Consider the following 25552-nt stretch of genomic DNA (forward strand, 5'->3'; position numbering starts at 1 on the left):
CAATAAATACATTATGCCCCTAGTAAAACCTAGTTTAAGCTTCCAACAAATCATTAACATGAATGTTGGATTTTTTGGAATTCAATACAGTTTTGGATTACAGCAAACGGCCGTTGGACCACTTTACAGCTTTTTAGGAGCACATGAAGGAGAGCTTCCTCTCTTGTTCCTAGCTGGCCCAGTCACTGGATTACTTATTCAACCCATTATTGGAGCATTAAGTGACAAGACCTGGCACCCCAAATATGGCCGCAGAAAACCCTTCTTTTTAATTGGCGCTATTGCCTGCAGTCTTTGTTTATTTGCTTTTCCATTTAGTCGGAGCTTATGGATGGCTGCCGGCTTATTGTGGATTTTGGATGCAGCAAATAATACGGCCATGGAGCCTTATCGGGCATTCATTGCGGATAAATTACCGAGTGAGCAATTGGCCACAGGTTTTCTCACCCAGAGTTTTTTCACGGGTCTGGGAATCACCTTAGCCAATGTTTCCTTATTTGTATTTCAAAGCTTCATCAAAGGGCAAAGTGAAGTCGGGATACCATATTGGGTATATGGATCCTTCTTTGTGGGCAGCTTTTGCTCCATCACCTCCGTCCTATGGTCAGTGGTAAAAACACCAGAGATTCCACCATCTGACGAAGAATTAATTCACATGCGTGCCCAAAAACGCAATTTCTTAGATCCTTTTTTTGAGATCTTTGAGGCCATTGGTGATATGCCCCGTGTCATGTGGCAACTCGCCTTAGTTTATTTATTCCAATGGTATGCCCTATTCATTTACTGGCAATATGTTCCATTAAGCATCGCGCGCTCCGTTTGGAATACCAGCTCGGAGGAAAACATCCAACTATATGAAGAAGCCGCAGCATGGACTGGTTTAGTCAATGGTTTTTATAATGTCATCACCTTTTTATCTGCCTTTTTCTTAGTGGGCCTAGCCAAAAAATTTGGGCCAAAATGGGTACACATTGTATGTCTTCTAGCCGCTACCGTATCCTTGCTCATTTTACCCACCATTCATGATAAATATTTATTGTTTGCTCCCATGATAGGTTTTGGGGTGGCCTGGGCCAGCATGATGGGCGTTCCTTACTTATTAGTCGTTGAAAGTTTACCTAAGGAACGTTATGGCGTTTACATGGGTATCATCAACATGATGATTGTGATTCCTATGATTATCCAGACCTTAAGTTTTGGCGCTATCTTTGAAAAGATATTAGGTTCCGACCCAAGGAATGCTATTTCCTTCGCAGGAGCTTTGCTGGCTGTAGCCGCCATAGCCACAGCTTTTATACCTACGAATGAATCTAAAATGTCCCAATCATGAGTGTACTCTGTATCGGTGAAGCCCTGATAGATATGATATGTACCGATAAAGGATCTACTTTATCGGCTGGTGAAAATTTTCTTAAAAAACCGGGAGGAGCTCCCACCAATGTAGCAGCCGCTATAGCAGCATTGGGTGGAGAAGTCTATTTAAGTGCCAAGGTGGGGAATGATCCATTTGGCAAACAATTACAAGAAGTCATGAATAGCTTTGGGGTAAATACCCAACATGTTCATTTGGACGATCAATACTTTACCACCTTTGCCTTTGTTTCCTTAATGTTGGATGGAGAAAGGGACTTTGTCTTTAACCGAGGAGCAGATGCCCAATTAAGCATTGATGACATAAAGTCCATCGATTTAAGCCAACAACATATCATCCACTTTGGATCGGCAACTGCTTTTTTAGATGGTCAACTGAAAGACGCTTATTATCAATTATTGAAAGAAGCTAAAGCGATCGGTAAAGTCATCAGTTTTGACCCTAATTATAGACATCTTTTGTTTGCTGATAAACAAGAAAGTTTCATTCAACAATCCATCATTTTTCTCCAGCAGGCCGACTTCGTAAAGCTGAGCGATGAGGAAGCTATGCTGATAACCCGCACTACTACTCTGGCTGAGGCTACCGAAAGACTACTCCATATTTGTCCAGGGGTATTTGCCATCACCTTAGGAAAAGAAGGAACGCTATTAGGTTTGTCAGGTAAAACTTGGACCATTTCGAGCATCCCCATCCAACCGACGGACACTACGGGTGCAGGGGATGCCTTTGTGGGTGCGGTTCTGTATCAATTAGATCAATTTCAGGTCAAAGACCTTGTTCAATTGAGTCCGGCAGAATGGACAAAAATCATTCTTAATGCCAATAAAGCAGGAGCCCGCACCTGTGAATACATGGGAGCTATGGAAGCTTTCCGTCATTTAAATTCAGCTATTTTTAATTAAGTAAACGTGTATAATCCTACATTACAACCCTTCATTGATTCAGTAAGTCAGTCGAAAAAATTAAGCAAATCGACTCAAGATTACTATTTTCTACATCGTTTAATTGCCAATATAGATGATATACATACGCTATTTGCGGGTATATATGGGCATTTACCCCAGGCAAGAGATATGTTTGGGCAATTGATTCAAGTCCTTTTTCAAGCACATCTGGATAGAAGCCCCTCACTAAAAAACAGGGACGAGGCCAAAGAGAAAAAAGGGAAATGGTTTTTGAGCAATGAAATAACGGGTATGAGCCTGTATGTAAATCGCTTTGCTGGGAATATTGAAGGATTAGGAAATAAATTAACTTATTTAGAAGATTTAGGGGTCAACTTACTGCATTTGATGCCCTTATTTAAAAGTCCTGAAGGAGAAAGTGATGGAGGTTATGCGGTGGAAGACTTTCGTGTAATTGAAAATAAACTGGGAACTATTGAGGATTTAAAAAGGCTTCAAGCTCATTTATTAGAAAAAGATATGTACTTGATGATTGACATGGTACTCAATCATACTTCGCATCACCATGAATGGGCTAAAAAAGCCAAATCGGGTAATCGTGAATTTCAAGATTATTATTATTTCTATGATGATCGTACTATTCCTGATCAAATGGAAAATACGATGCCCGAAATTTTTCCAGAAAGTTCTCCTGGCAGTTTCACCTTTCAAGATTCTGTACAAAAATGGGTAATGACCGTGTTTCATCAATACCAATGGGATTTAAATTATAGTAATCCTAAAGTCTTGATAGAAATGCTGGACAACTTGCTTTTTTATGGCAATTTGGGTGTGGATATTGTCCGTATCGATGCACCCGCTTTCATTTGGAAACAAATGGGTACTAGCTGCCAAAATTTACCTGAAGCGCATTCTTTACTTCAATTGATAAAATTATGTACGGAAGTGGCCACACCAGGTATGGCCATTTTAGGAGAAGCGATTGTGGCTCCTGCTCAAATCATGGAATATTTTGGAAAAGACCGCTATACCACGCATGAATGTGATTTTGCCTATAATGCTACTCATATGGCATTACAATGGGATACTTTAGCGACAGGAGATACAAGAATTATGCTAGAAGCTCAGCACGAGCTAGCAAAAAAACCTTTAGGTAGCTCGTGGATTACCTATACCCGCTGTCATGATGATATTGGCCTGGGATATGACGACTACATGATTGCCAATGTTGGATTTACTCCTTATTTACATCGCTTTTATTTAAAAAATTATTACGGAGGTATACAAGCTGATTCTCCTGCAGCTGGAGCTCTTTTTGCGATTAACCCCAAAACCCAAGATGCCCGTATATCGGGCTCCTTAGCTTCTTTATGTGGTTTAGAAAAAGCGCTAGCAGCCAAAGACCCTAGATGGATTGAAGAATCCATTCAAAAAATTCTTTTGATGGAGGCGCACTGCCTATTCTTAGGTGGCATTCCCATGTTATTTTATGGGGATGAGGCCGCTTATACAAACGATTATTCTTACCTCCAAGACCCTAGTAAAAGTTATGATAACCGTTGGATGCATCGTCCCATCATTCATTGGGAAAAAAATGCGCTGGTAAAGAAAAAAGGAACGGTGGAAAATAAGGTCTATGCGTCTCTGAAAGAATTAATTGCTTTGCGCAAAAAACTAAAGGTTGTTGCCGACTTAAAAAATCTGGAATGGCTTCCTTGCACCAATAAATCCATTGTGGGATATGTTCGCTATATAGGTAATGAGCGTGTCTATTTCTTGTTCAATTTCTCATCTTTGGAACAAATAATCCCCGTGCATGCCATAGAACCAAACAAACAAAATAAAAACTGCCTTTGGTCCAAGAAACAAGTTTCTTTAGAAAAAGGCAGTTTAGGTTTTCAACCGTACCAGTTTTATATCTTGGCGGATTCTTAGGGGATTTTTAGGTATTTTATAAAATTTTATCCAAAGCACTTTTACCTAAACGGATGCTTTCAAATGCATCTTTCGGCATATCATGCTCTAGGAAGAAATGTTGTAAGCCTCCTATGGAAGCTGCTTTGAAAATAGGTTCGTAATTCACGATACCTTGTCCTACAGGAACTATATTTTTGAAATCTGCATCAAAATCTTTGATGTGGCAAAGTGGGAAACGACCAGGTTGCTTTTTGAATAATTCAATAATGTTCTCTCCAGCTTTGGTAGCCCAGCCTAAATCCAACTCAAATTTTAATAAATCGGAAGAAATTTGAGTTGAAAATACATCAAAAGCTCTTTGTCCATCGATTACTTTAAATTCAGCATCGTGGTTATGGTAACAAAAGGTAAGTCCAGCTTTCTTAGCTAATTCAGCTGATTTCCCTAATGTATCTACCGCTTCGGAAACTTCAGATTTAGACTCAATCGGGATGTTGGCACATACTAGATAGCTTAAACCCGCCTCAGCCACATTATCCACAATCTGACTAGCATCCGTTTTTAATGTTAAGAACTTAGGCATCTTGCTCACATCAAAACCAGGACGAGGTTTCAAAGGAGCTCCCATCACATGGTGAGAAACCCAATTCAAACCCAAATTATTGGTCAATGATTTGAATTCCTTGCCAGTATAGCCATAAAACATAGGCTTAAAACTAAAGGCAGATTCTAATTCCTGAATTCCCAAATCAGCTACTTTCTTCAAATTTCCTGGTACATCTTGATCAATAACATTGAACAAAGTAAATAATTGAAGACCCAAAGGTTTAGAAGTCAACATGCTATCCACATTAGCTGCTTTGGACAAAAATAAAGAGGAGGCTAACAAGGTACTTGATTGCTGAATAAACTGTCTTCTTTTCATGATTTTTGGGTTTTATTTCCACAATTATAATGTATTGTTTTGATACAATAAAATTTATTTCGCATGAATTTACGATATAAGACCCGAATGGAAGTTTGAAGGGAGAAAACCCGACAGCCCCCTTACTATTTATCCCTCTTTCTTTATAATTTCACGATTCAAATAAGGAAGACCAATGAGTTCAACAAATAAATTACGTGTATTAGTAGTAGGTTGCGGAAATATGGGAGCCTCACATGCCATGTCTTTTCATACCCATGAGGGTTTTGAAATTTGTGGTTTAGTTTCTACCGGAGCTAGTAAGGAAAAATTAAATCAAGCTTTAGGCGGCCAATATGATCTGTTTTCGGATTATGCTACAGCTTTAACAGCTACCAAACCTGATGCAGTTTGTATTTCAACATATCCAGATACCCATGAGGCATATGCCATAGCTGCCTTGGAAGCAGGTTGTCATGTGTTTTTAGAAAAACCCATAGCTGATTCTTTGGCTGGCGCAGAAAGAGTGGCAGAAGTAGTTCGAAAAACAGGCAAAAAACTCGTAGTAGGCTATATACTTCGTCACCACCCCTCATGGATGAAATTCATAGAAATCGCCAAAGAATTAGGAAAACCCTTGGTGATGCGGATGAACTTAAACCAGCAAAGCCACGGATACATGTGGGATGTACACCGTAATTTAATGAAAAGCCTTAGTCCCATCGTGGATTGTGGCGTACACTACATCGATGTCATGTGCCAAATGACGCGTTCTAAACCTATCCGAGTGTCAGCTATAGGTGCACGATTGACAGATGATATTCCCGCAGATAATTATAATTACGGCCAACTTCAAATCCATTTTGAGGATGGTTCTGTAGGCTGGTATGAGGCTGGTTGGGGACCTATGATTTCTCAAACTGCTTATTTTGTTAAAGACGTATTCGGCCCTAAAGGTTCAGTATCCATTGTGGCTAAAGATGCAGGAGGAGAAGGGAAATCGGATTCTGTAGAGTCGCATACCAAAACCGAATCTCTTCGAGTTCATAAGGCCAACATCAATGCACAAAATGAGTTTACCCAAGAAGATGAATGGGTCAATTTATTGGATGAACCTGATCATCAGGGTTTATGCGATCGAGAGCAAGCTTATTTCTATGATGCGATAACTCAAAACTGGGATTTAACAGACCATGTTGCTGACGCAGTAAATAGTCTAAAAATAGCTTTTGCTTGCGACGAATCCGTTAAAACAGGCAAAATGATTGAGCTCAATTAATATCTTAAAACTGACAAAAAGGAAAATCAAAAAAAGCCCAAGCACGATTTACATGCTTGGGCTTTTCTGTGCTATTTCAAATATGTAGCTAACCAATTTCGAATTTCCTGGTAATGAAAACGAGAATTTTCTGCCTTTAACACCCAGTGATTTTCTTCTGGAAAAACAATCAACTTACTCGGTACTTTTTGTCGCTGCAAAATACTCCAGTTTTCCAAGGTATTATTGATGGGCACTCGGAAATCATTTTCACCTACCGTTAAGAGAATCGGCGTTTTAAAATTAGCGGCAAACCGCATGGGATTCTGTTCTTTCCAAGTTTTAGTTGGTACCCAGGGTGCTCCACCATTCATCAATTCCCTACCCCAAATATAATCAGAGGTGCCCCATTGGGCTTCTGAATTGACTAAACCTGCATGGGCAATCAGGCATTTAAAGTGGCTCGTACTGGCCTGCATCCAATTGGCCAAATGTCCCCCATAACTGGCTCCACCAGCCGCTTGTCGACTTCCATCAATAAATGAAAAGCGTTTAATGGCATCATTGGCGGCATCCAATATTTCTTGGCCTGGACCTTTAAATGGGTCAAACTGAATGTCTTGAGCAAACTTTTCTCCATAGCCTACGGAACCCGTATAATCTGTCATAACGATAACGTATTCCGTTCCGGCTAACACATGTGGATTCCAACGATAACCATACGCATCTTTAAAGGAAATAGCAGGACCACCATGCATCAAAACAAAAAGCGGGTATTTTTTGGCTGGATCAAAAGAAGCTGGCTTCAATAGAAAACTTCGGATTTTTTTACCCCGACTCATCGTCCAAAATACTTCTGGATCTTTCACATCATAGTTTTTCAACCATGCCATATTGGCTTTTGAAATGGCTACTTCCTTGTCAGAATGATGTACCAAAACTTCAGGAGGGCTAGCCATACTATTGAATTGATAAGCAAACACATTTTCTAGATTTGAAAGAGATACTTGACTATAAGACCCCTGCTGCCCACCCAATACAGCTTGATAAGTTCCATCTTGTAAAGAAATCCGGATTAAGCGATCTACCCCTTGGTCTTCTATACTGGCCAAGATGTACTGGTTAGACACCTCCATTTGATTGATAGGTCGATCTAAGGAACTGACTAATTCCGTTTTATTTGACATATCTGGCCATGAAAAACGGTACAAGCGATTTAACTGATAAATCTTCGTTTGATTAAGCGGAGCTCCTAGTGCCACAGCATACTTCCCGTCTTTGGAAAAATCTATCGAACTGTAATCCCCCGTATCATCTACTAATAGCTTTTCCTTTCCGCCTTGTATACTTACTTGATATATTTTCGAAATGGAATTTTGATAGGCTGTGGTATTCTGGTCTATCGTCGCAGTAAAAACAACAGACTGCTGGTCTGGAGCCCAAGTAAAAGAGCCCAATTGAAAACCTTTGGATTGAACTAAGCTGATACCCCTGAAAACATTTTGGACTTGTTGGGTTTTAAAATCCAGCACAAATACGTGCGACTGTTTTTCATCCAACCAAGAATCCCATAAACGAATAGGAAATGTGGTATACACTCTGGCTTTATATTTTAGCTTCTTCTTTTCATCCGCTTGTTTTCTATTCAGTGAATCGGTAAACATGCCTGGAAAAACCTTGGCTGAAAACAAAATTTTATTTCCATCGGCACTAATTTGTGGACTTCCTATTCCCAAAGAAAAATCACTTAGTCGTTGGGCATCTCCTCCAGAAGATAAATCCAAAGTATATAATTGTGCTGATTCATCTCCTTCCCTCTTGGCAGTAAAAAATAGTTGATTCTCTGATGGATGCCAAAAATAGTTGTCTTCTCCTGCTTTGGTTTGCGTAATTTTTCTAGGAGATTGTGATCCATCCGCAGAGGCTAACCACAAATCACTCTGGTTGGATTCTGTATCATACGATACCGATTGCTGGGAATATATGACCCATTGACCATCAGGACTAATTTTAGGTGCACTCACACGTTTGAGTGACATCATCGCCTCATGGCTTAAGGTTTTCAAAACTGGCTGCTGAGCTAGAGATGAGCATACTGAAAATATCAGTACGAAAGAGAGTGATAACAATTTGTTCATTGAAGAAGTTATATTAAATTGAAATGGAAGTTATAAAAAATCAATAAACTAAATAAAATATGAAGACAATTTACCATTGTTTGGTATTATCTGGCTTACTACTAAGTTCGGGTAAACTGGCCGCTCAGAGCCCAGAAAAATTCATTGATAAGTCCAACATGAATACGAAAGTGAAGCCTGGAGATGACTTTGCTGAATATGCCAATGGCACTTGGGTAAAAAATAATCCCATTCCTGCCAAAGAAACTAGATGGGGAAGCTTTAATCAATTAAGGGATTTCAACATCAATGCCGTTAAAACGATTTTAGAAGAGGTCAAATTAAACCAAAAAAGCTATCCCGCAGGCAGTATTGAAAAACGCGTAGCTGATTTTTATACCGCGGCTATGGATAGTTTAGCCATTGAAAAATTAGGCTATACTCCTATCAAAGCAGATTTAGATCAGGTAAATGCTCTTTCAAGCAAGAAGGAAGTATTAGATGCCTTAGCTCAATTTAGAGTTTCGGGTATTGGCTCTCCATTATTTGGTTTTGGCGTAGGACAAGACCGAAAAAATGTAGAAAAAATGGTACCTCAATTAGCGCAAGGAGGAACAACCCTACCTGATCGTGATTTCTATTTAAAATCGGATATGAGAAGTGCCAAGGTTCAAGAAGTATATAAAAATTACATCAAGACCTTATTTGAATTAGTAGGAAATCCTGCTGATCTGGCTAAAGCCAATTCCGACATTGTGTTTGGTTTAGAAAAGCAATTAGCTAATGCGCAAATGTCTCGAGTAGAAATGCGAGATCCGTATAAAACCTATAATAAGTTCACTTGGGATGAATTTCAGCAAAAGACCAATGAAATAGATTGGACAGCTTTTTTTGCGCAACTGAATGTACCTAAGCAAGATTCTATTTTAGTTTCAGCGCCTAAGTTTTTCGAAGAAGTCAATCGAATGGTCAAAGAAACTCCCATCAACCAATGGAAAGTATATTTACAATGGTCCATTTTAAAAGGCGCTGCGCCGAATTTAAGTAGCCCTTTTGTCAAAGCTAATTTTAGTTTCAACCAATTATTGACAGGTCAAAAAGTTCAAACTCCACGTTGGCAACGGATGTCTAGTCTAACCGATGGAACCATCGGTGAATTATTGGGTCAATTATATGTAAAGAATTACTTCAAACCCGAGGCCAAGGAGCGCATGAAGGTGTTAATTGAAAATTTGAGAAAAGCCTTTGAAATTCGAATTCAAAAATTGGATTGGATGAGTGATGTAACCAAGCAAAAAGCCTTGGATAAATTACATGCCTTTACCCCTAAAATTGGCTATCCCGACAAATGGAGAAATTATGATGGTTTAGAGATTTCAGGAGATCACTATTTTCAAAATCTCCGAAATGCTAGTGCATGGAGCTTTAAGGAGAATGTCAGTCAAGTAGGCAAAAAAGTAGATCGTAGCCGTTGGGGTATGACGCCTCCTACTGTGAATGCCTATTATAGCCCAGTAATGAATGAAATTGTATTCCCAGCAGGAATTTTACAGTTCCCATTCTTTGACCCTAAGGCAGATGATGCGGTGAATTACGGAGGTATTGGAGCGGTTATCGGACATGAGATGTCGCATGGTTTTGATGACTCAGGTAGTAAATACGATAAGGATGGAACCTTACGAAACTGGTGGACAGATGATGATTTGAATAAATTCAAAGCGAAAACAGCTCTTTTAGGTGCCCAATTTGATGCTTATACCATACTTGACACCATTCATGTGAATGGCAAACTGACTATGGGTGAAAATATTGGAGATTTGGGTGGTTTAAATATGGCCTATGAAGCCTTTAAATTGACGGAGCAAGGAAAGTCGAAAAAGAAAATAGATGGATTTACACCAGACCAACGATTCTTTTTATCCTGGGCACAAGTATGGCGAGGTACTACCTTACCAGAAACAGCGGCACAGTTGATCATCACAGATCCACATTCACCCAATCAATACAGAACAATAGGTGCACCAGTGAATATGGATGCTTGGTATGAAGCTTTTAAAATTAAACCAGGAGACAAATTATACAAGAAACCTGAAGACCGAATTAAGATTTGGTAATTGGTTTCCGTTCTTGAATTTAATCGCCTCTGAGTTTTCAGGGGCGATTTTTTTATGTCAAAAGTTTGAAACTCTTTTACTGATTTCCAGCATTGTTACTAAATCTTGAAATTGAAAATCATGTTATAAATCCAAATAAAAACAGCTCATTTAATCTTCGAATTATAGAGGGTCACCAAAATCATCAAATGCAGATTTAACAAGCTTAGGGTAAAAAAATAGAATTGCCCCCTATCAACTGCTATTTTGATGATGTTAAGAGAATATTATAAAGTTAGCAAACCCATTATTATTTATTTGAAGGACGAGAGCCAGGAATGGCATATGATGACAGAAGCTTAAGCGAAGTGTTGAAACAAGCTTTGGAGAAAGCAAAAATAAAAAAAACAGTTACCTTGCATTGCTTGAGGCACCGCTATGCTACACACCTCTTAGAGAGTGGTACAGACTTGAGGTATATTCAGGCGATATTAGGACATAGTTATAGTAAAACCACGGTAATTTACACACGTGTTAGTACGAAAAGCTTACAAAACGTAAAAAGCCCTTTTGATGATTTATAAAATTAATATATTAGAAAAAAAATACGCATCCCCCCCACAAGTCAACCAAAAATGGGTGTATCATGGGGGTCTTATTGCACATATACAAGTTGAGCGTAATTCTAAAAACGACAACTGACAATTAAAAAAACAAATATGAAAGCAAAGACTTTAATAATAAACAAGCTTTATGGCTACTTGTACAAGAAAATTGATTTTAAAGACAACATTAATTTATTGGTTGGGATTAATGGTTCTGGAAAAACAAGTATCCTCAACATAGTCAATTGGCTTTTAACACCTTCACTTCCTCATTTGTGTGTGACTGAGTTTGAAAGTTTGGAACTATTTTTCGAATATAATAATACAGAATACTTAGTCGAAGTTTCTCAAGATTCCAAACTCTTGACATACAAAATCAAAAACATAACACAGAAAATAGATTTTCACCCATTAACAGTAAGATTAAAAATTCCGACTTCGAGGTTAACTCAAAATGAATCCCAAAAAGAAAGATACTATTCTGAATATTTTGGTTTAGGTCCTGATATGGAAGAAACAGAAACTTGGGCTTTAGTTTTTAATCAACTTCCAAAACCAATGGTTATTGGATTAGATAGATATTTATTTACTGAAGAAAAAAATGAAGCTGTTTTATACCAAGATGAAGTTCTTCAAAGACTTGTTAAAAAAGAGAATACTGGCAGAGTTTCACCTTTAGACGAAGTAAAAAGATTAGCGAATCGAGAATATAGTATCTACAAGAGTAAAATTGTAGAATTGAATCGAGTTTTAAACAATAAAATTATACTTTCAGCATTTGATGAAATAACAATTGACACATTAAAAGAATTAGAAAGTGCTTCCAACATTTCTTTAGAGCAAATTGAAAACCTGCACAAAAAGGTTGAATCATTTTTTAAGGAAACTATGTCAGAAAGCAAATTAGAAAGACAATTAAAAAGAAAAGACCCAGATCTTTTAAAAATTGAAAATTACTTCAACCATCTTAAAGCAATAATTTCAAAGGAGGAGAAGAGTAATGATAAAGAAAGATTTTCCTTACTTTATTTATCTAACATTAGTCAGTTTAAAAAGCTAAAAGATTTAATTAAAGAATTTGAAATTTTTGAAAAAAAATCTCAAGAATACTATTCTGACATTAAAACCTATTTAGAAACTGTAAATAATTTCTTGACCGATTCAGCAAAGCAACTATCTTTTCAAAAAGCTTTGTCCGAACTAATATTCAATGTTTTAGATAAAGACGGTAAAATTCTTTCAAAAGACAGAGATATAAAAACTTTATCATCTGGTGAAAGACAAATCTTGATATTGTTTACCTACCTTAAATTTCATAACAAATCAGGTACAATATTCATCATAGATGAACCTGAACTTTCTCTACACCCTAAATGGCAAGAAGATTTTCTGAAAGCTGTTGAAACACTTACACAAAAAAACACCCAAATTATCATTGCAACTCATTCACCTATAATAGTTGGAAACAATGTAGAATATTGTAAAGTGCAACTTCCTTATAATGATTGATTATGATAACCGTTGAACAAAGCATACCAACAAAATCAGAAGCTTTCCTTAAAGGGATTGATATATTTTATACGCAATTTAATGATGTCAATTTTTATATTGAAGATGAATACCAAGAGAATTTTTATCATTCAATATTAAAAAAGCTATTCCCAGAAATACGACTTGAAAAAATATTTCCATTACGTGGAAAAGATAATGTTCTTGAAAAATCAAAAAGGCATATTGGTGATAAAAAGAAAATCTTTATTGTTGATAAAGATTTTGATGATTTACTAAACAAAAAAGTAATTCAGAATAACCTTTTTTACTTGACTGAATATTCAATTGAAAATTACCTTTTGGATGAAAAAGCTATATTGGAATACATAATTGAAGAAAAACCTAAGATTAAGAAAAGGTATATAAATACAAATTTCAAGTTTGACAAGACATTCAATGAGTGTTGTAAGACCTTCCATGAGTTAACATTACTGCATTTGTTAGTGCAGTATAAAGGGTTAGGTTTACAAAACACATCTCTCCCACCTGAAAAATTTGTCCAACTAAATAATGTGATTTGCTTAAAAAATTCTGAAATCAATAAATACAAAATTGAAATAGAGAATAAACTTAAGGCAATAGACAAAAGGTTTACACTTAAATCTCAGATTCAAAAAATAAAAGAATTATTCAGTTTAAAAAATATAAAAGACATCATTAAGCACATCCCTGGGAAATATTTAGTTAAGTATTTTAAGTGTAAAATAGAGCATTTTTTTAGCCTAGCAAGTCGTAATATAGACTCATTTAATTTCAGACTAGCAAAAGCAAATGAGTTTACCAAACTAGACTTTTTAAAAATAAGTGTTAATAGCTATTTAAGTGGAAAATAAAGCATATACGCCCAACAGCACTTACCCAAAAGGCGGGGTTTCATGTTCCAAAAACTATTTTGTGGTTAATCAAACATTAGTTTTTCAAATCAAGTTTTGTGGTAAATATCCCGCCCCTCGGGTAGCTGCCAAAAGTTATGAGTCATGCTTGGGGACACTTCTACCCCGAACATTTTACATGAAACAAGCAGACAAAATTAAACATCAATAAATGATTTATAATAAAATAGAAATATTAGGATTAAGAGGCTTCAGCGAAAAACAAACATTGACTTTTGGAATACCAAATGGAAATATTGGAAGCGGCTTGACAGTAATTGTTGGACCAAACAATTCAGGCAAGTCAACAATCTATGAGGCGTTCAGAGCAGTTTCATCAAACACCCCACCTGGTTTTTCCTCTGGACAAAGAAACACGAGTGCAGGAAGTAAAATTCAAATTAGTATTACAAGATCTGATTACAGCGTTTTGTCCTTAGTAACTTCTAAAATTAGTGGTGGTAGTGAGACACAATTTGAACCAGTTCCTTCCCAAAATAACAAACTGAATTTTTTTACTCTGCCATCAAGAAGAGGATTTCAACCTTTTTTTTCAAAAGATACTTGGACAAGACAGCAATACACTGACTATACTTCATTTACACCTGTAAGAAGTATTCAGCATGACAATTTTTTTCGTAGACTTTTTAAAATTCAAAGTGAGCAGGAAACATTTGATGCGTATAACGCCATATTAGCCAAAGTGCTTGGACACATTCCTGTTTGGTGTATTGAATTATCAGATACACAACAACACTTTTTAAAGTTTGATAATAACGGTTCTGCACACAACAGCGATGGAAGTGGCGAGGGATTATTAAGTGTCTTTACTATCACTGATGCTCTATACGATAGTAAGCCTGAAGATTTAATTTTCATTGATGAACCAGAACTTTCTTTGCACCCGTCTTTGCAGAAAAAATTATTGAATCTTATTTTAGAATATGCCTCAGATAGACAAATAATAATCTCAACTCACTCTCCTTATTTCATTAGTTGGGACTCATTAGAAAATAATGGAAGAATTGCGAGAACCGTTAAAGAAAAGACAGGGACAAGGATTTGTGAATTGCAACAAAAAAATGCTGATGGAATTCTAAGTTTGTTGAACGACTTAAATAATCCTCACACTCTTGGCCTAGATGCGAAAGAAGTTTTCTTCCTTGACGACAATGTAATTTTAGTGGAAGGACAAGAGGATGTAATTTTTCTAAACAAAATACTTGAGTTGACAGATAAGAATTTAATAGGAACTTTTTACGGTTGGGGAATTGGCGGTGCTGAAAAAGTAGAAAAGGTTCTTGCTATGCTTACCGATTTAGGGTTTAAAAAAGTGTCGGTAATATTTGACAACAATAAAAGAGAAAAAATCCCTGCATTGCAGGAAAAATATCCGACCTACTTTTTTACAAGCATTCCGACAGACGATGTAAGAGACAAGCCCGATAAAAATATTAAAGGCCTAATTGACCATGGAGGAAAAAACATAAAAGAGGAATATTTGAATGACATTAACAAACTATGCCATGACATCAACAATTATTTGACTTAATAATTATCGTATTAAACAAAGTGCTTGCGGACTTCGAGCTTACGAACTCCGAACGAGCATTAGCACGAACGCATAACACGGGTTTTGCGTCAGGCGGGGTGACGTGCAAACTTGAAGCTTTGTTCTTCTATTCAATTTTAGTGCTGGTTGACAGTTTTGTGCTCCGAAACCCGCCATCGCCAAGCGCCAAATCGTTAAAGGCCATAACTGAATAGTCACAAAAAAGACTTATATTCGAAATATGGAAAAGGTCCTAAAAATAACGACTTTAAAGGAACATAAATCAGACTTTGCCTATTGGTCGACTAAAAGTTTCAATGAACGTTTAGACACAATAGAAATCCTCAGACAGCAATACTTTAGTTTAAAAAAAGATGTTCAGCCAAGACTTCAGAGAGTTTGTCGAATTGTTAATCAATCATAACGCAGAATATCTAATTGTTGGAGGTTATGCAGTCGGTGTTCACGGACACCCTCGTTATACAGGTGACCTGGACATTTGGTTGAATCCGACCCCTGAAAATGCTGAAAGAATTTTAGCGTGCGTTAACGAATTTGGTTTCGCTTCCTATGGACTCAAAAGAAGTGACTTCACGAAAGAAGGTAACATCGTTCAATTAGGATATCCCCCACTTAGAATTGATTTATTGACACAAATTGACGGAGTGACATTCAACGAATGCTTTCAAAATAAAACTCAAGTCGAAATAGAAGGTCTTATAGTTAACTTTATTGGTTATAACGACTTACTAAAAAACAAAAAGGAATCAGGGCGACTCAGAGACCTAGACGATATAAATAACCTCTCCTGAGAAATTACAGCCTGTAACAGCGGCCTTGCGCTAGTCATTTTAATAACACGTTGAATAAAAAAAGGGCTTACCGATGGCAAGCCCTTTTGAGAATACATAGATGTAACAACTAGTTTCCGATACCCGGGTTAGTTTGTGTCTCAACTAATGGAATTCCATAAATATAACGTGGATCAGATGGAGGAATCACGGCTCCTGCACCAAATGAATTAAGAGACTCACCTCTGCGCAATACATCGTTAGCACGGAAACCTTCAGCTAAGAATTCGATACGACGTTCAGTTAAAATAGCCTTCACCACATTGGCTTTAGAATCCAATCCTGTAAATACATAAGATGCATCAGAACGCTTGTGAACAGCATTCAAGATGTCAATAGCACGATTGATATTTCCACCTTCTGCTTCCGCCTCGGCTAAGTTCAATAATACCTCAGCGTAACGAATGTTCGGTACATAATCAATGTACGGAGAAACACCACTAAACTTCGTAGAAGAAGGGAATTTAGCAATAGCCGTTGTAGCCACTGTCAACTTCGTTTTACGGTCGTCAGTAGCAGCAAACTGAGGGTTGCTATAGATACCTGTAGAACCGGTATTCAAATAATACTCTACGTTACCTGCATTGAAGTAATATCCCAATTGGTTTTGAGTACCTGGAGCATTGGTTGCATCCATTGGGAAAGAGAAAATGGATTCTGTAGAAGTATATGGCGCCTTGAATACAGAAGAAACATCTGCTTGCAAGGTATGAGCCACACGTGTATTGGATTTGAATGGAGCTGTGGCAGAAACAATTTTGTTCGCTTCTGTGATCACACCTGCATAATCTCCTTTCGCTAACAACACACGCATTTTCAAGGCGATAGCCGAGTTCTTGTGTGCGCGTGTTGTATTCAATAAGGCAGATGCATAGCTATCAGGTAGCTCTGTTTCTGCTTCATTCAAATCTTTCAAGATTTGATCATATACTTGGGCAACGGTACTTCTAGCCAAGTTATTATTCGCTGAAGAAGTTTCGCCTTTCAAACGTAATGGCAAACCAGCCGAAGCACCTTTGTCTAAGATATAAGGCTTAGCAAAGAACTGAACTAAGGAGAAGTAAGTCAAAGCACGAATGAATTTAGCCTCACCACGGTAATTAGCTGCCAAGGCAGTTGAAACGGCATTCGGATTAGCTGTAAGACCTACCAAGAACAAATTGACACGGTTGATTGTCAAGTAACCTTGAATCCAAAACCCAGCTAAATAGGTATCAGAAGGATCTTGGTTACCTTGATACGTGGAATAACCTGTTACCGAGTTAGTCGTACGGTTAACAAATTCTTCGGCACGAATATCATTATAAATCAAGTAACGACCTCCGAATAAGCTACCACTTTTAGCTGATCCATATAAACCGTTCACTTGAGAAAGCACGCGAGCTGGGGAATTGAAGACTGTCGCATCAGACAAGTCCAATTCTGGAACTGCACTAAGAAAATCCTTACTGCAAGAGGATACTGTCAAAGCTAAAGCGATGGTCAGATATCCAATTTTGTTTGTGAATAATTTCATTTTATGTATCCTTTAAAATTATAAACCGATGTTAATACCAAATGTGAATGCTTTAGCTTGAGGGATGGTATTTCTTTCAATACCAGAAGCTAAGTTAGAATCTCCATTGGATGAGATTTCAGGGTCAACACCTTTGTAAGGTGTCCATAGGAACAAGTTCGTCGCTTGTGCGTAAACCCGTAAACTGGTGATTCCTAAACGACTTAAATCAGCTGGAATTTTATACCCTAAAGTAGCTGTTTGCAAACGTAAGAAATCTCCTTTTTGGATGTTCGCATCAATCAAGAAAGAAGAACCGTTGGATACGTTATCTCCGTAAACCGCACGAGGAATCTCCGTGATATCACCTTCTTTTTTCCAAGAAGTCAATACATCTACTGAGTTATTCCAAACACGTTGGTCACGTAATCCAGCTTGAGATCCGTTATAAATGTAGTTTCCTCCTGAGAAAGTAAAGTTCAACCCTAAGTCAAAACCAGCATATTTCAAGGTGTTGTTAAATCCACCATAGAATGTTGGCAATGTGTTTCCTAAGATTTGTTGCTCAGATGATGGAGATGTTGTTGCTTTTCCGTCCAATGTAGTCCAAGCCAATGCACCACCTAAGTGCTGGTACTGTACTTTTGTTCCATCACGCTTGATAAAAATACGACGACCATTGGCAGGATTAACACCACCTGTTTTTACCCCATAAATCTGTGCTGCAGAATAACCTACTTTGGTGATAGAAGTAGCTTCCAAACCTGATGTATTAGTTAAAATAGGTGTATTAGCATCTACTAAGGATGTCACCAAGTTTTCGTTCGTAGCAAAATTCAAGCTTGTATTCCAGCTGAATTTACCTGTATTGATTGGAGTAGCTGTGATAGCAATCTCAAATCCCTTGTTATACATGGATCCTACGTTAGCTAAAATGGAGTTACCTGGAATACCTTTTGAAGGAGCTTGAGGCACGTTCAAAATCAAATTATTAATATCCTTGTAGTAATAGTTAGCTTCTAAGGTGATACGATCGTTTAAGAAACTCACATCAATACCTACGTTGGTTTGTGCGGAAGTCTCCCATTTCAAATCCTTATTTCCAGCTTGGTTAAATGACAAAGTTGGAATTGAACCATATAAACCAGAACCAAAAGTAGAATAAGATCCGTAGGCATTTGGTACGTTACCATTACCTACTTTACCGTAACTAGCTTTTAATCTCAAATTAGAAATGGTGTTTCCTAGGTCCATACCTTTGAAGAATTCTTCTTCAGAAACTGTCCAACCTAAAGATACTCCACCAAAATTCCCCCAACGGTTCTCAGCAGATAAAGCCGAGTTACCATCACGACGAAGGTTACCACTCACGAAATATTTTCCTTTGAAGTTATAACTTAAGTTAGCAAAATAAGCTTCATAGGCTACTTGAGAAATTCCATTCCCTGCTGCCAAGTTAGTCCCAAAGTTTCCTTGGAAATCAGTAAAGAAGAAGTCGGCCAACGTTTGACGCTGAGCACCCCAGTTCAATACGCGAGTTTTTTGAACATCAGAACCTACAATGGCTGAAATATTGTGTTTTTCAGCTAAAGTAACATTGTACTGTAAGGTATTAATCCAGTTCCAGTTATCAGAACGAGCAGTATTGTTGTAGGCATCACCTGAAGTAGACCAACCGTCACCATTGTATGGGTTAAAGAAACGAATGTTCTCTGTATTTCTACGATCCCATGAATAAGAGGTCTTAGCACTTAAACCTTCAGCCAAACGTACTTCTGCACCTAAATTGGCAATTAAACGGGTGTTTTCAGATGTAATTTTATCTAAATCACGAACAACTGCAGGGTTAGGGAACTGAGCAGGCAATAAGTTATTCAAACGACCGACCGTATTGTTCTCTAAGTTGTAAGAACCATCCGGTAAATATGCTGGTAGGTTAGGTACTTGAGCTACAGCGATACGACCCAAACCCGAAGTATTGAATGCTCCACCCGAGTTAGAACCTGACATAGGAGCTTTGTTGAACGTATTCGAGTAATTGAAATTAGCTGTCAACTTCAACCATTTAGTAGCTTGGTGATCCATGTTGAAACGACCCGAGCGACGTTGGAAGCTATTGCTTTTCAAGAAACCATCTTGATCTGAATACCCCCCTGAGAAGTAATAGGTAGTTTTATCATTACCACCAGAAATGGTCATATTGTGATTTTGAGAAACACCTGTTTGGTATACTTCTTTGTACCAATCGGTATCGATCAAACTTCCATCTGGATTGTAATTCGGTAAAAATGATTTATTCTCTGAATTACGCTGTGTGGAAGTAACCGCATTGGGATTCAATAATAAGGCATTACCTATCGCCATATTTTTGTGATCCATGTATTGTTGTGCGTTTAACACATCTGGTAAACGAACAGCCTGACTTACACCAGCCCAAGAATCAATGGATACTTTTGCTTTTCCTGATTTACCACGTTTAGTCGTAATCAATAATACACCCGCACCAGCACGAGAACCATAAATAGCGGCAGAAGCTGCATCTTTCAACACGTCAATCGACTCAATATCAGATGGGTTAATATCCGCCAATGGGTTATTGGTTGTTGAGTTCGCTGAAACGTTGTCTGTACTGATAGGTATACCATCAATAACCACCAATGGAAATGAGCTCAAAGATAATGAGCTAAGACCACGAACACGGATTACTGGAGGATTATTCAATAAACCGTTAGGTTGTGTGATGTTCACACCGGCTGCTTGACCTGTTAATCCTTGAGAAAAACTTTGTACTGGTCTTTCAGCAATGGTTGCTGCTTTAATGGTAGAAGCAGAACCTGTAAATTCCGTTCTTTTCTTGGTACCATAACCTACTACAACGACTTCACTTAATTGCTTAACGTCAGAGGCTAAAGATACGTTAATCACGGAGCGATTTCCAACTGGGATAGTTTGGCTAGTGTAACCAACAAAACTATACACCAATGAAGCTCCATCGGCGACCTGAATGCTATACGAACCATCAGCGGAGGTAGTAGTTCCTCGCGTGGAGCCTTTTGCACTCACACTAACTCCAGGTAATGCACTCCCATCGTCTGATGAGGTAACTTTCCCCGTAACTTGTTTGTTTTGAGCTAATAGTGAACTGAACACAGTTGTCACTAATACCCCAACGAGTAATAGTCTTTTCATTTTTTTTAGTTTGATAAATGAGAAATAAATTAAGAATTTTTTCCGCTTATAAGCTTTTAAATCCGTTTATAATTTAGTTAAACACGTTCATATATAAAAATGTTTTGTAAAATTTTAAACAAAAAAAAGGGACCTTCTTTCGAAGTTCCCTTTTAAAAATAGGTAAAATCTAAATTTGACTAGAATTTATCCCAATACAATTTAGTTGTAACAACGTCTCCTCCAATAGCAGAAGCAGCAGCTGTATAATTAGCACCGTTCAAAGTCTGCTCATTAGCTGCATAAGTTAAACGCGTTGGGAAACCAGACTTTGCACCTACTGGAGCAGCAATCTTAGGTTGGTCTAAACGACGAATCTCAACCCATCCTTCGTATGGTCTGTTGTATAAAGCAAGCCACTTTTGAGTACCGATTTTTTGTTTCCAATCACCAGCAGCCGTTGCATAAGCCACTGAAGGCTGTGCTAAATAAGCATCAGCATCAGCAGTTGTACCACCCCAATAGATAATAGAAGCACGAATCGCATTGTTGTAGTGGGATTCAGCAGTACCAGCTACATTAAATCCTCTTTCTTTAGCTTCAGCACGTAAGAATTCAGTTTCAACATAATCCGCTAAAACACATGGAGCCGAAGCGTCAATGATTTTAGTACCAGCACGAGAGAAATCAACATAGGTATTTCCTTTTCCAACAATACCACCAGCGTAAACACCTGCATTGTTTGGAGTAAAGTAAGCACTTGTACGAGGATCATTCCATCCTAATAATTTGTCCATCAAATCTTTCGCAGCGATATAGTCAGAACGACCACCTAATACGATATCCACATATAATGGATTTTGGTTAGGTGAAGCAGCCATGTAAGTAAACAAACCATTATCAGCTGCTGCAGAGATTGCACCAGCATCAGAAGCTTCTACTGCAGATTTTGCAACAGATGCATCAACATCCGCTTGAACCATACCAATCTTCATACGAAGCGTGTTAGCAAACTTCAACCATTTAGCTACTGATCCTTTGTAAATCAAGTCTTCTCCTGAAGCAAATCCTGCTGCTGAAGTATTGATTTTAGTAATATCAGCATTCAAACGATTGATTAAATCCGTAGAAATGGTTTTTGCATCATCGTATTTTGGAAATAAGATAGCAGGATTTAACGACTCCGAGTAAGGAATATTACCAAAAGTATTCACTAAAATACTGTAGGTATACACTTCCATGATATCGATAATCGCTAATTTATTGGCTTTCTCTGCAGGAACTAAAGATGCATCAGCATTGATCAATTTAGCAGACTCACGTAAATCCGCAATAACATCACGGTACATCGATGTCCACCATCCTTGAGGAATGTTACGTGTAGCAAAATCATATTGAGCTTCATCTTGATAAGTTGACATAGCCCAGTGACTCACAGTAAAACGGAATACGTTGGTATTCACACTAGGAGAAGCTAAAGAACCAGAAATGGTCTTAACTGCATTCGAGAACAAGGTAGGAGCTGGCACTGCAGCTGGCCTTTTAGTCTCAATATTTAATTGAGAAATATCTTCTGTACAAGCCGATGCAAGAAGCAAAAGTGGTACAAAAACTAAAAATATTTTTTTCATCTTTATCAAATTTTAGGATAATTAGAATAATAATTTGATGTTAAATCCAATCGAACGAGTAGTTGGATATGCACCCGATTGATTTCCTTGGACGTTACCAGCAGAAAGGTTTTCTTCAGGATCAGCATAAGGAACATATTTCTGGATGATCCATAAGTTTCTTCCGAAAATAGACAGATCAACACCTTTAACACCTCCCAATTTACGTACAACTGAACTTGGCAAAGAGTAAACAATGTTTGCTTCTCTTAACTTGATATAGCTAGCATCGTAAACGAAAGCAGCTGCCGGGTTATATGCATAACCAAAAGTACCATAATCATTCTCTACACGAACTGTGTTAACAGAACCATCAGCTAAAACACCTGGCATGATTACACCACCACCTTCAGCGATAGATGAGCGAGATGGGTTGCCTTTGTCATTGATAACCACTGACTCAGGATAAACTCCTGTTGCTTGACCGTAGTATTGATCCAAAGAAAATACACTACCACCACGCTTCATATCAATCAAGAAGTTCAATGTCACATTCTTGTATTTGAATGAGTTGTTGATACCACCGATCCAATCTGGATTAACATTACCGATATTATTCGTTGTTGTAGCAGTTACATCGTAACGTCCATTAGCTTTCACTAATTTTTGACCGTTTAACGTCTTCCAAGTTTTACCTTGTAAGATACCGTAAGGTTGACCTACTGTAGCATTTAAGCTAACACCACCTTGGAAAGAAGCTAATTGTAAGTTTTGGCTATCATTGTACAAGCTCAATACTAAACTTGTATTCTTAGTCCAGTTTACATTCACATTCCAAGAGAAATCAGCTGTTTTGATTGGGCTAGCATATAAGCTAACTTCAAAACCTTTGTTTTGGATGTTACCAGCATTTACATATGTACTAGAGAAACCTGTTGCAGAAGAAACGGATGCAGGTAAGATTTGATCTAATGTGTTTGTGTGGTAATAAGTAAAGTCAAAACCTAAACGATTTTGCAAGAATGACATTTCTAAACCAATCTCTTTACTTTGAGTTTGCTCTGGCTTCAAGAATGGGTTATTCTGAGTCGATGGAGCTGAGAACAAGATGGTTGAACCAAAAGGATCTGGTTTGTCATATACGTTCTTAATTGATCCCCAAGGAGCATCATTTCCTACTGTTGCGTAGTTCATTCTCAATTTACCTGATGTCAACCAAGGAAGATCTTCAATGTGGTGAGAGAATAACCAACTAGCTGAACCAGCATAGTATAAATAAGCATTATTTGCCACAGGCAAAGTAGAAGACTTATCCTGACGGATAGTTCCATCTAAGGTTAAGAAATCTTTGTAAGTGAAAGTCAAACCTCCAAATACACCAAATACCTCACGTGGATTATAGTTTTCTGTCGGAGCAGAAACGGTACCTCTTGAGTTAGCAATCGAGTATAAACCTGGTACGATCAAACCACCATTCGTAGCAGCCGAGATCGAACGGATATATGATTTACGTAAATTCAAACCAGCTAGTGCTTTCAAATTCAAGCCAGTTAAAATTTCCTTATCAAAGTTACCCATCAAATCGTAGTTAAGCTCTTGGAAAGTACGATCGAAACGGCTGTAAGCTGGAACACCTTGGCTACCAACTGCAATACGCTCCTCTTGGAATTCATTGTAAGTATCTACAGTAACACGACCCATGAAATTCAAGAAGTCAGCTGCTTTGTAGTTCAACATCGCATTTCCGAAAAGACGAGAACGAGTATCATTCTGGTAGTTTTGGTAACGAGTCCAATAGTAGTTATCTGTATAGATAGGTTTCAAACCTGCTGCAGAAGATGGATCAGACCAGTTCCAAGTTACGTTTTGTTGATTTCTGAAATAAGCTTCTTTTTGGTCTAAGATATCTACGTTAGTCTGATACCACTGACGGAAGTTTTGGTTAACGTTCAAACCACTATAACCAGAACCATAACGGCCTTTTCCTTCAATAACTGAGAAGTTAGCAGCAGCTGATGCGGTAATTTTCTTCGAAATATTGTAAGAACCCGCTAAGTTCATGATGTTCTTCGTCACATTTGAGTTTGGTAAAGTACCACGCTCATCGTTACGTGTGTAACCTAATTTGAAAGTACCTTGATCAGTAGCTCCGTCTAATTGCACGTTCACGTTATTTGAAATAGCCGTCTCATAAAATTTAGCTGGGGTATTGGTAGCAGCTACATAAGGCTTCGCTTTCAAGTAGTTTGAACCAGCTGGATCAAATGAATCCCATTGGTAAACCATTAAAGCAGGATTAAATTTAGTTCCATAAGAAGCATCTTCTGCTGTATTGATAACTAAATCTTTTGTACCATCACCATTGGCATCAAAATACAAGAAACCGTCTTTTTGATATGGATCAGAATAACCAGCACCATATTGGTTTTGGTAAGTAGCAAAAGTAGATTTGTCGATAGTTCCTACGGTTAAACCAGCATTAACTGTCAATCCTAAACCTTTCTTAGCTTTCTTGCTTGTAATCATGATAACACCATTCGATGCACGAGAACCGTAAAGCGCTGTTGCAGCTGCACCTTTCAATACCGTCATAGACTCAATATCATCTGGGTTAATATCTGCTGCCGCATTACCGTAATCATAACCTCCACGACCAGTCTGCTGGTTGGTGGTATTTTTGTTTGAATTATCTACTGGCACACCATCTACCACAAATAAAGCCTGGTTGTTACCAGTTAAGGACTTATTACCACGAATAACGACGTTGGTAGAACCACCAATCGCGTTACCTTGGATAATTTGAAGACCTGCTACTTTACCTGACAAAGCAGAAAATGCATTACCTGATCTAACACGAGTTAATTCATCTCCCTTAACCTGCTGAGCAGCATAAGGTAATGAGTTTTTAGTACGTGTTAAACCTAAGGCTGTTACAACTACCTCACTCAACTCTGCTGCATCAGTTACTAACACTACGTTAATAGTGCTTTGACTTCCTACAGTAATTGTTTGTGGCTTGTAACCAACAAAGGAGAACTGAAGAGCCGCTCCGTTGTCAACACTGATTTTGTAAGAACCGTCAGCGGTGGTAGTAACACCACGCGAGGTACCTTTTAGACTAACACTAACGCCTGGAAGCGCAGTGCCATCCTCTGAAGCAGTTACTTTACCGGTAACCACCCTTGATTGGGCTAGCAACGAACTGCAAGCAGTCGTTACTAGTGCCATCACTAGTAAGAGTTTTTTCATGTTGATTAGTTTATTTAATGAAATAATAAT

16 protein-coding genes are annotated in these 25552 nt (G+C 37.9%); 10 read left to right on the forward strand and 6 right to left on the reverse strand.

Annotated elements, in window-relative coordinates:
• Positions 1-13: 13 nt before the first annotated feature.
• Genes EWU23_RS11805 through EWU23_RS11815 form a run of 3 tightly spaced genes read left to right on the forward strand, consistent with a single transcriptional unit; the run spans position 14 to position 4215 of the window.
• On the forward strand, positions 14-1330 hold the full coding sequence (locus EWU23_RS11805) for an MFS transporter (protein ID WP_166232429.1): 1317 nt from the start codon (positions 14-16) through the stop codon (positions 1328-1330).
• Positions 1327-2277 (forward strand): carbohydrate kinase family protein, encoded by a 951-nt coding sequence (locus tag EWU23_RS11810; protein ID WP_166232431.1) that lies wholly within the window; start codon positions 1327-1329, stop codon positions 2275-2277. The genes EWU23_RS11805 and EWU23_RS11810 overlap by 4 nt, the downstream gene beginning before the upstream one ends.
• A 6-nt stretch (positions 2278-2283) precedes the next feature.
• Positions 2284-4215, forward strand: coding sequence for an amylosucrase (locus tag EWU23_RS11815; protein ID WP_166232433.1), 1932 nt, complete (start codon positions 2284-2286; stop codon positions 4213-4215).
• A 16-nt stretch (positions 4216-4231) separates the two neighbouring features.
• Here the strand turns inward: EWU23_RS11815 and EWU23_RS11820 are convergent, their stop codons facing one another.
• Entirely contained in the window at positions 4232-5122 is an 891-nt protein-coding gene (locus tag EWU23_RS11820) for a sugar phosphate isomerase/epimerase family protein (RefSeq protein ID WP_166232435.1), read from the reverse strand.
• 175 nt (positions 5123-5297) lie between these two features.
• On the opposite strand from EWU23_RS11820, the gene EWU23_RS11825 reads away from it, so the two are divergent.
• Positions 5298-6380, forward strand: a complete 1083-nt coding sequence (locus EWU23_RS11825) for a Gfo/Idh/MocA family oxidoreductase (RefSeq protein WP_166232437.1) — start codon at positions 5298-5300, stop codon at positions 6378-6380.
• Between the two features lie 71 nt (positions 6381-6451).
• On the opposite strand, the gene EWU23_RS11830 is transcribed toward EWU23_RS11825, so the two are convergent.
• Positions 6452-8401, reverse strand: coding sequence for a S9 family peptidase (locus tag EWU23_RS11830; RefSeq protein ID WP_166232439.1), 1950 nt, complete (start codon positions 8399-8401; stop codon positions 6452-6454).
• Positions 8402-8556: 155 nt separating this feature from the next.
• Here EWU23_RS11830 and EWU23_RS11835 point away from each other — a divergent pair, with 155 nt between their 5' ends.
• The 6 genes from EWU23_RS11835 (at position 8557) to EWU23_RS11860 (ending at position 15961) form a co-directional block, all read left to right on the forward strand.
• Positions 8557-10590 (forward strand): M13 family metallopeptidase, encoded by a 2034-nt coding sequence (locus EWU23_RS11835; protein ID WP_166232441.1) that lies wholly within the window; start codon positions 8557-8559, stop codon positions 10588-10590.
• Positions 10591-10907: 317 nt separating this feature from the next.
• Positions 10908-11153 carry a tyrosine-type recombinase/integrase gene (locus EWU23_RS11840; protein ID WP_205753172.1) on the forward strand — a complete coding sequence of 82 codons (246 nt, stop codon included), beginning with the start codon at positions 10908-10910 and terminating at the stop codon, positions 11151-11153.
• A 135-nt stretch (positions 11154-11288) separates the two neighbouring features.
• Positions 11289-12683 carry an ATP-binding protein gene (locus tag EWU23_RS11845; protein ID WP_166232443.1) on the forward strand — a complete coding sequence of 465 codons (1395 nt, stop codon included), beginning with the start codon at positions 11289-11291 and terminating at the stop codon, positions 12681-12683.
• A gap of 2 nt (positions 12684-12685) precedes the next feature.
• On the forward strand, positions 12686-13558 hold the full coding sequence (locus EWU23_RS11850) for a DUF4435 domain-containing protein (protein ID WP_166232445.1): 873 nt from the start codon (positions 12686-12688) through the stop codon (positions 13556-13558).
• 211 nt (positions 13559-13769) lie between these two features.
• Positions 13770-15149 (forward strand): ATP-dependent nuclease, encoded by a 1380-nt coding sequence (locus EWU23_RS11855; protein WP_166232447.1) that lies wholly within the window; start codon positions 13770-13772, stop codon positions 15147-15149.
• A 374-nt stretch (positions 15150-15523) separates the two neighbouring features.
• The gene (locus tag EWU23_RS11860; protein ID WP_166232449.1) at positions 15524-15961 is read left to right on the forward strand and encodes a hypothetical protein; all 438 of its coding nucleotides are present in this window, start codon (positions 15524-15526) and stop codon (positions 15959-15961) included.
• A 109-nt stretch (positions 15962-16070) separates the two neighbouring features.
• Here EWU23_RS11860 and EWU23_RS11865 read toward each other — a convergent pair whose 3' ends face one another.
• The 4 genes from EWU23_RS11865 to EWU23_RS11880 form a co-directional block, all read right to left on the reverse strand.
• A complete protein-coding gene (locus EWU23_RS11865) occupies positions 16071-17516 on the reverse strand; it encodes a RagB/SusD family nutrient uptake outer membrane protein (protein ID WP_166232451.1) in 1446 nt (481 codons plus the stop codon).
• A gap of 18 nt (positions 17517-17534) precedes the next feature.
• A complete protein-coding gene (locus EWU23_RS11870; RefSeq protein ID WP_166232453.1) occupies positions 17535-20684 on the reverse strand; it encodes a SusC/RagA family TonB-linked outer membrane protein in 3150 nt (1049 codons plus the stop codon).
• 179 nt (positions 20685-20863) lie between these two features.
• On the reverse strand, positions 20864-22294 hold the full coding sequence (locus EWU23_RS11875; RefSeq protein ID WP_166232455.1) for a SusD/RagB family nutrient-binding outer membrane lipoprotein: 1431 nt from the start codon (positions 22292-22294) through the stop codon (positions 20864-20866).
• Between the two features lie 21 nt (positions 22295-22315).
• The gene (locus EWU23_RS11880) at positions 22316-25522 is read right to left on the reverse strand and encodes a SusC/RagA family TonB-linked outer membrane protein (RefSeq protein ID WP_166232457.1); all 3207 of its coding nucleotides are present in this window, start codon (positions 25520-25522) and stop codon (positions 22316-22318) included.
• Positions 25523-25552 lie beyond the last annotated feature (30 nt).

It is taken from the genome of Aquirufa beregesia (assembly GCF_011090385.1).
Taxonomy (GTDB): Bacteria; Bacteroidota; Bacteroidia; order Cytophagales; family Spirosomataceae; genus Aquirufa; species Aquirufa beregesia.

Bases quoted from the DNA above. Each gene is read 5' to 3' on its own strand.
- EWU23_RS11805 (WP_166232429.1), top strand. From the start codon at position 14: ATGCCCCTAGTAAAACCTAGTTTAAGCTTCCAACAAATCATTAACATG.
- EWU23_RS11810 (WP_166232431.1), top strand. From the start codon at position 1,327: ATGAGTGTACTCTGTATCGGTGAAGCCCTGATAGATATGATATGTACC.
- EWU23_RS11820 (WP_166232435.1), bottom strand. From the start codon at position 5,122: ATGAAAAGAAGACAGTTTATTCAGCAATCAAGTACCTTGTTAGCCTCC.
- EWU23_RS11825 (WP_166232437.1), top strand. From the start codon at position 5,298: ATGAGTTCAACAAATAAATTACGTGTATTAGTAGTAGGTTGCGGAAAT.
- EWU23_RS11830 (WP_166232439.1), bottom strand. From the start codon at position 8,401: ATGATGTCACTCAAACGTGTGAGTGCACCTAAAATTAGTCCTGATGGT.
- EWU23_RS11835 (WP_166232441.1), top strand. From the start codon at position 8,557: ATGAAGACAATTTACCATTGTTTGGTATTATCTGGCTTACTACTAAGT.
- EWU23_RS11840 (WP_205753172.1), top strand. From the start codon at position 10,908: ATGGCATATGATGACAGAAGCTTAAGCGAAGTGTTGAAACAAGCTTTG.
- EWU23_RS11845 (WP_166232443.1), top strand. From the start codon at position 11,289: ATGAAAGCAAAGACTTTAATAATAAACAAGCTTTATGGCTACTTGTAC.
- EWU23_RS11850 (WP_166232445.1), top strand. From the start codon at position 12,686: ATGATAACCGTTGAACAAAGCATACCAACAAAATCAGAAGCTTTCCTT.
- EWU23_RS11855 (WP_166232447.1), top strand. From the start codon at position 13,770: ATGATTTATAATAAAATAGAAATATTAGGATTAAGAGGCTTCAGCGAA.
- EWU23_RS11860 (WP_166232449.1), top strand. From the start codon at position 15,524: ATGTTCAGCCAAGACTTCAGAGAGTTTGTCGAATTGTTAATCAATCAT.
- EWU23_RS11865 (WP_166232451.1), bottom strand. From the start codon at position 17,516: ATGAAATTATTCACAAACAAAATTGGATATCTGACCATCGCTTTAGCT.
- EWU23_RS11870 (WP_166232453.1), bottom strand. From the start codon at position 20,684: ATGAAAAGACTATTACTCGTTGGGGTATTAGTGACAACTGTGTTCAGT.
- EWU23_RS11875 (WP_166232455.1), bottom strand. From the start codon at position 22,294: ATGAAAAAAATATTTTTAGTTTTTGTACCACTTTTGCTTCTTGCATCG.
- EWU23_RS11880 (WP_166232457.1), bottom strand. From the start codon at position 25,522: ATGAAAAAACTCTTACTAGTGATGGCACTAGTAACGACTGCTTGCAGT.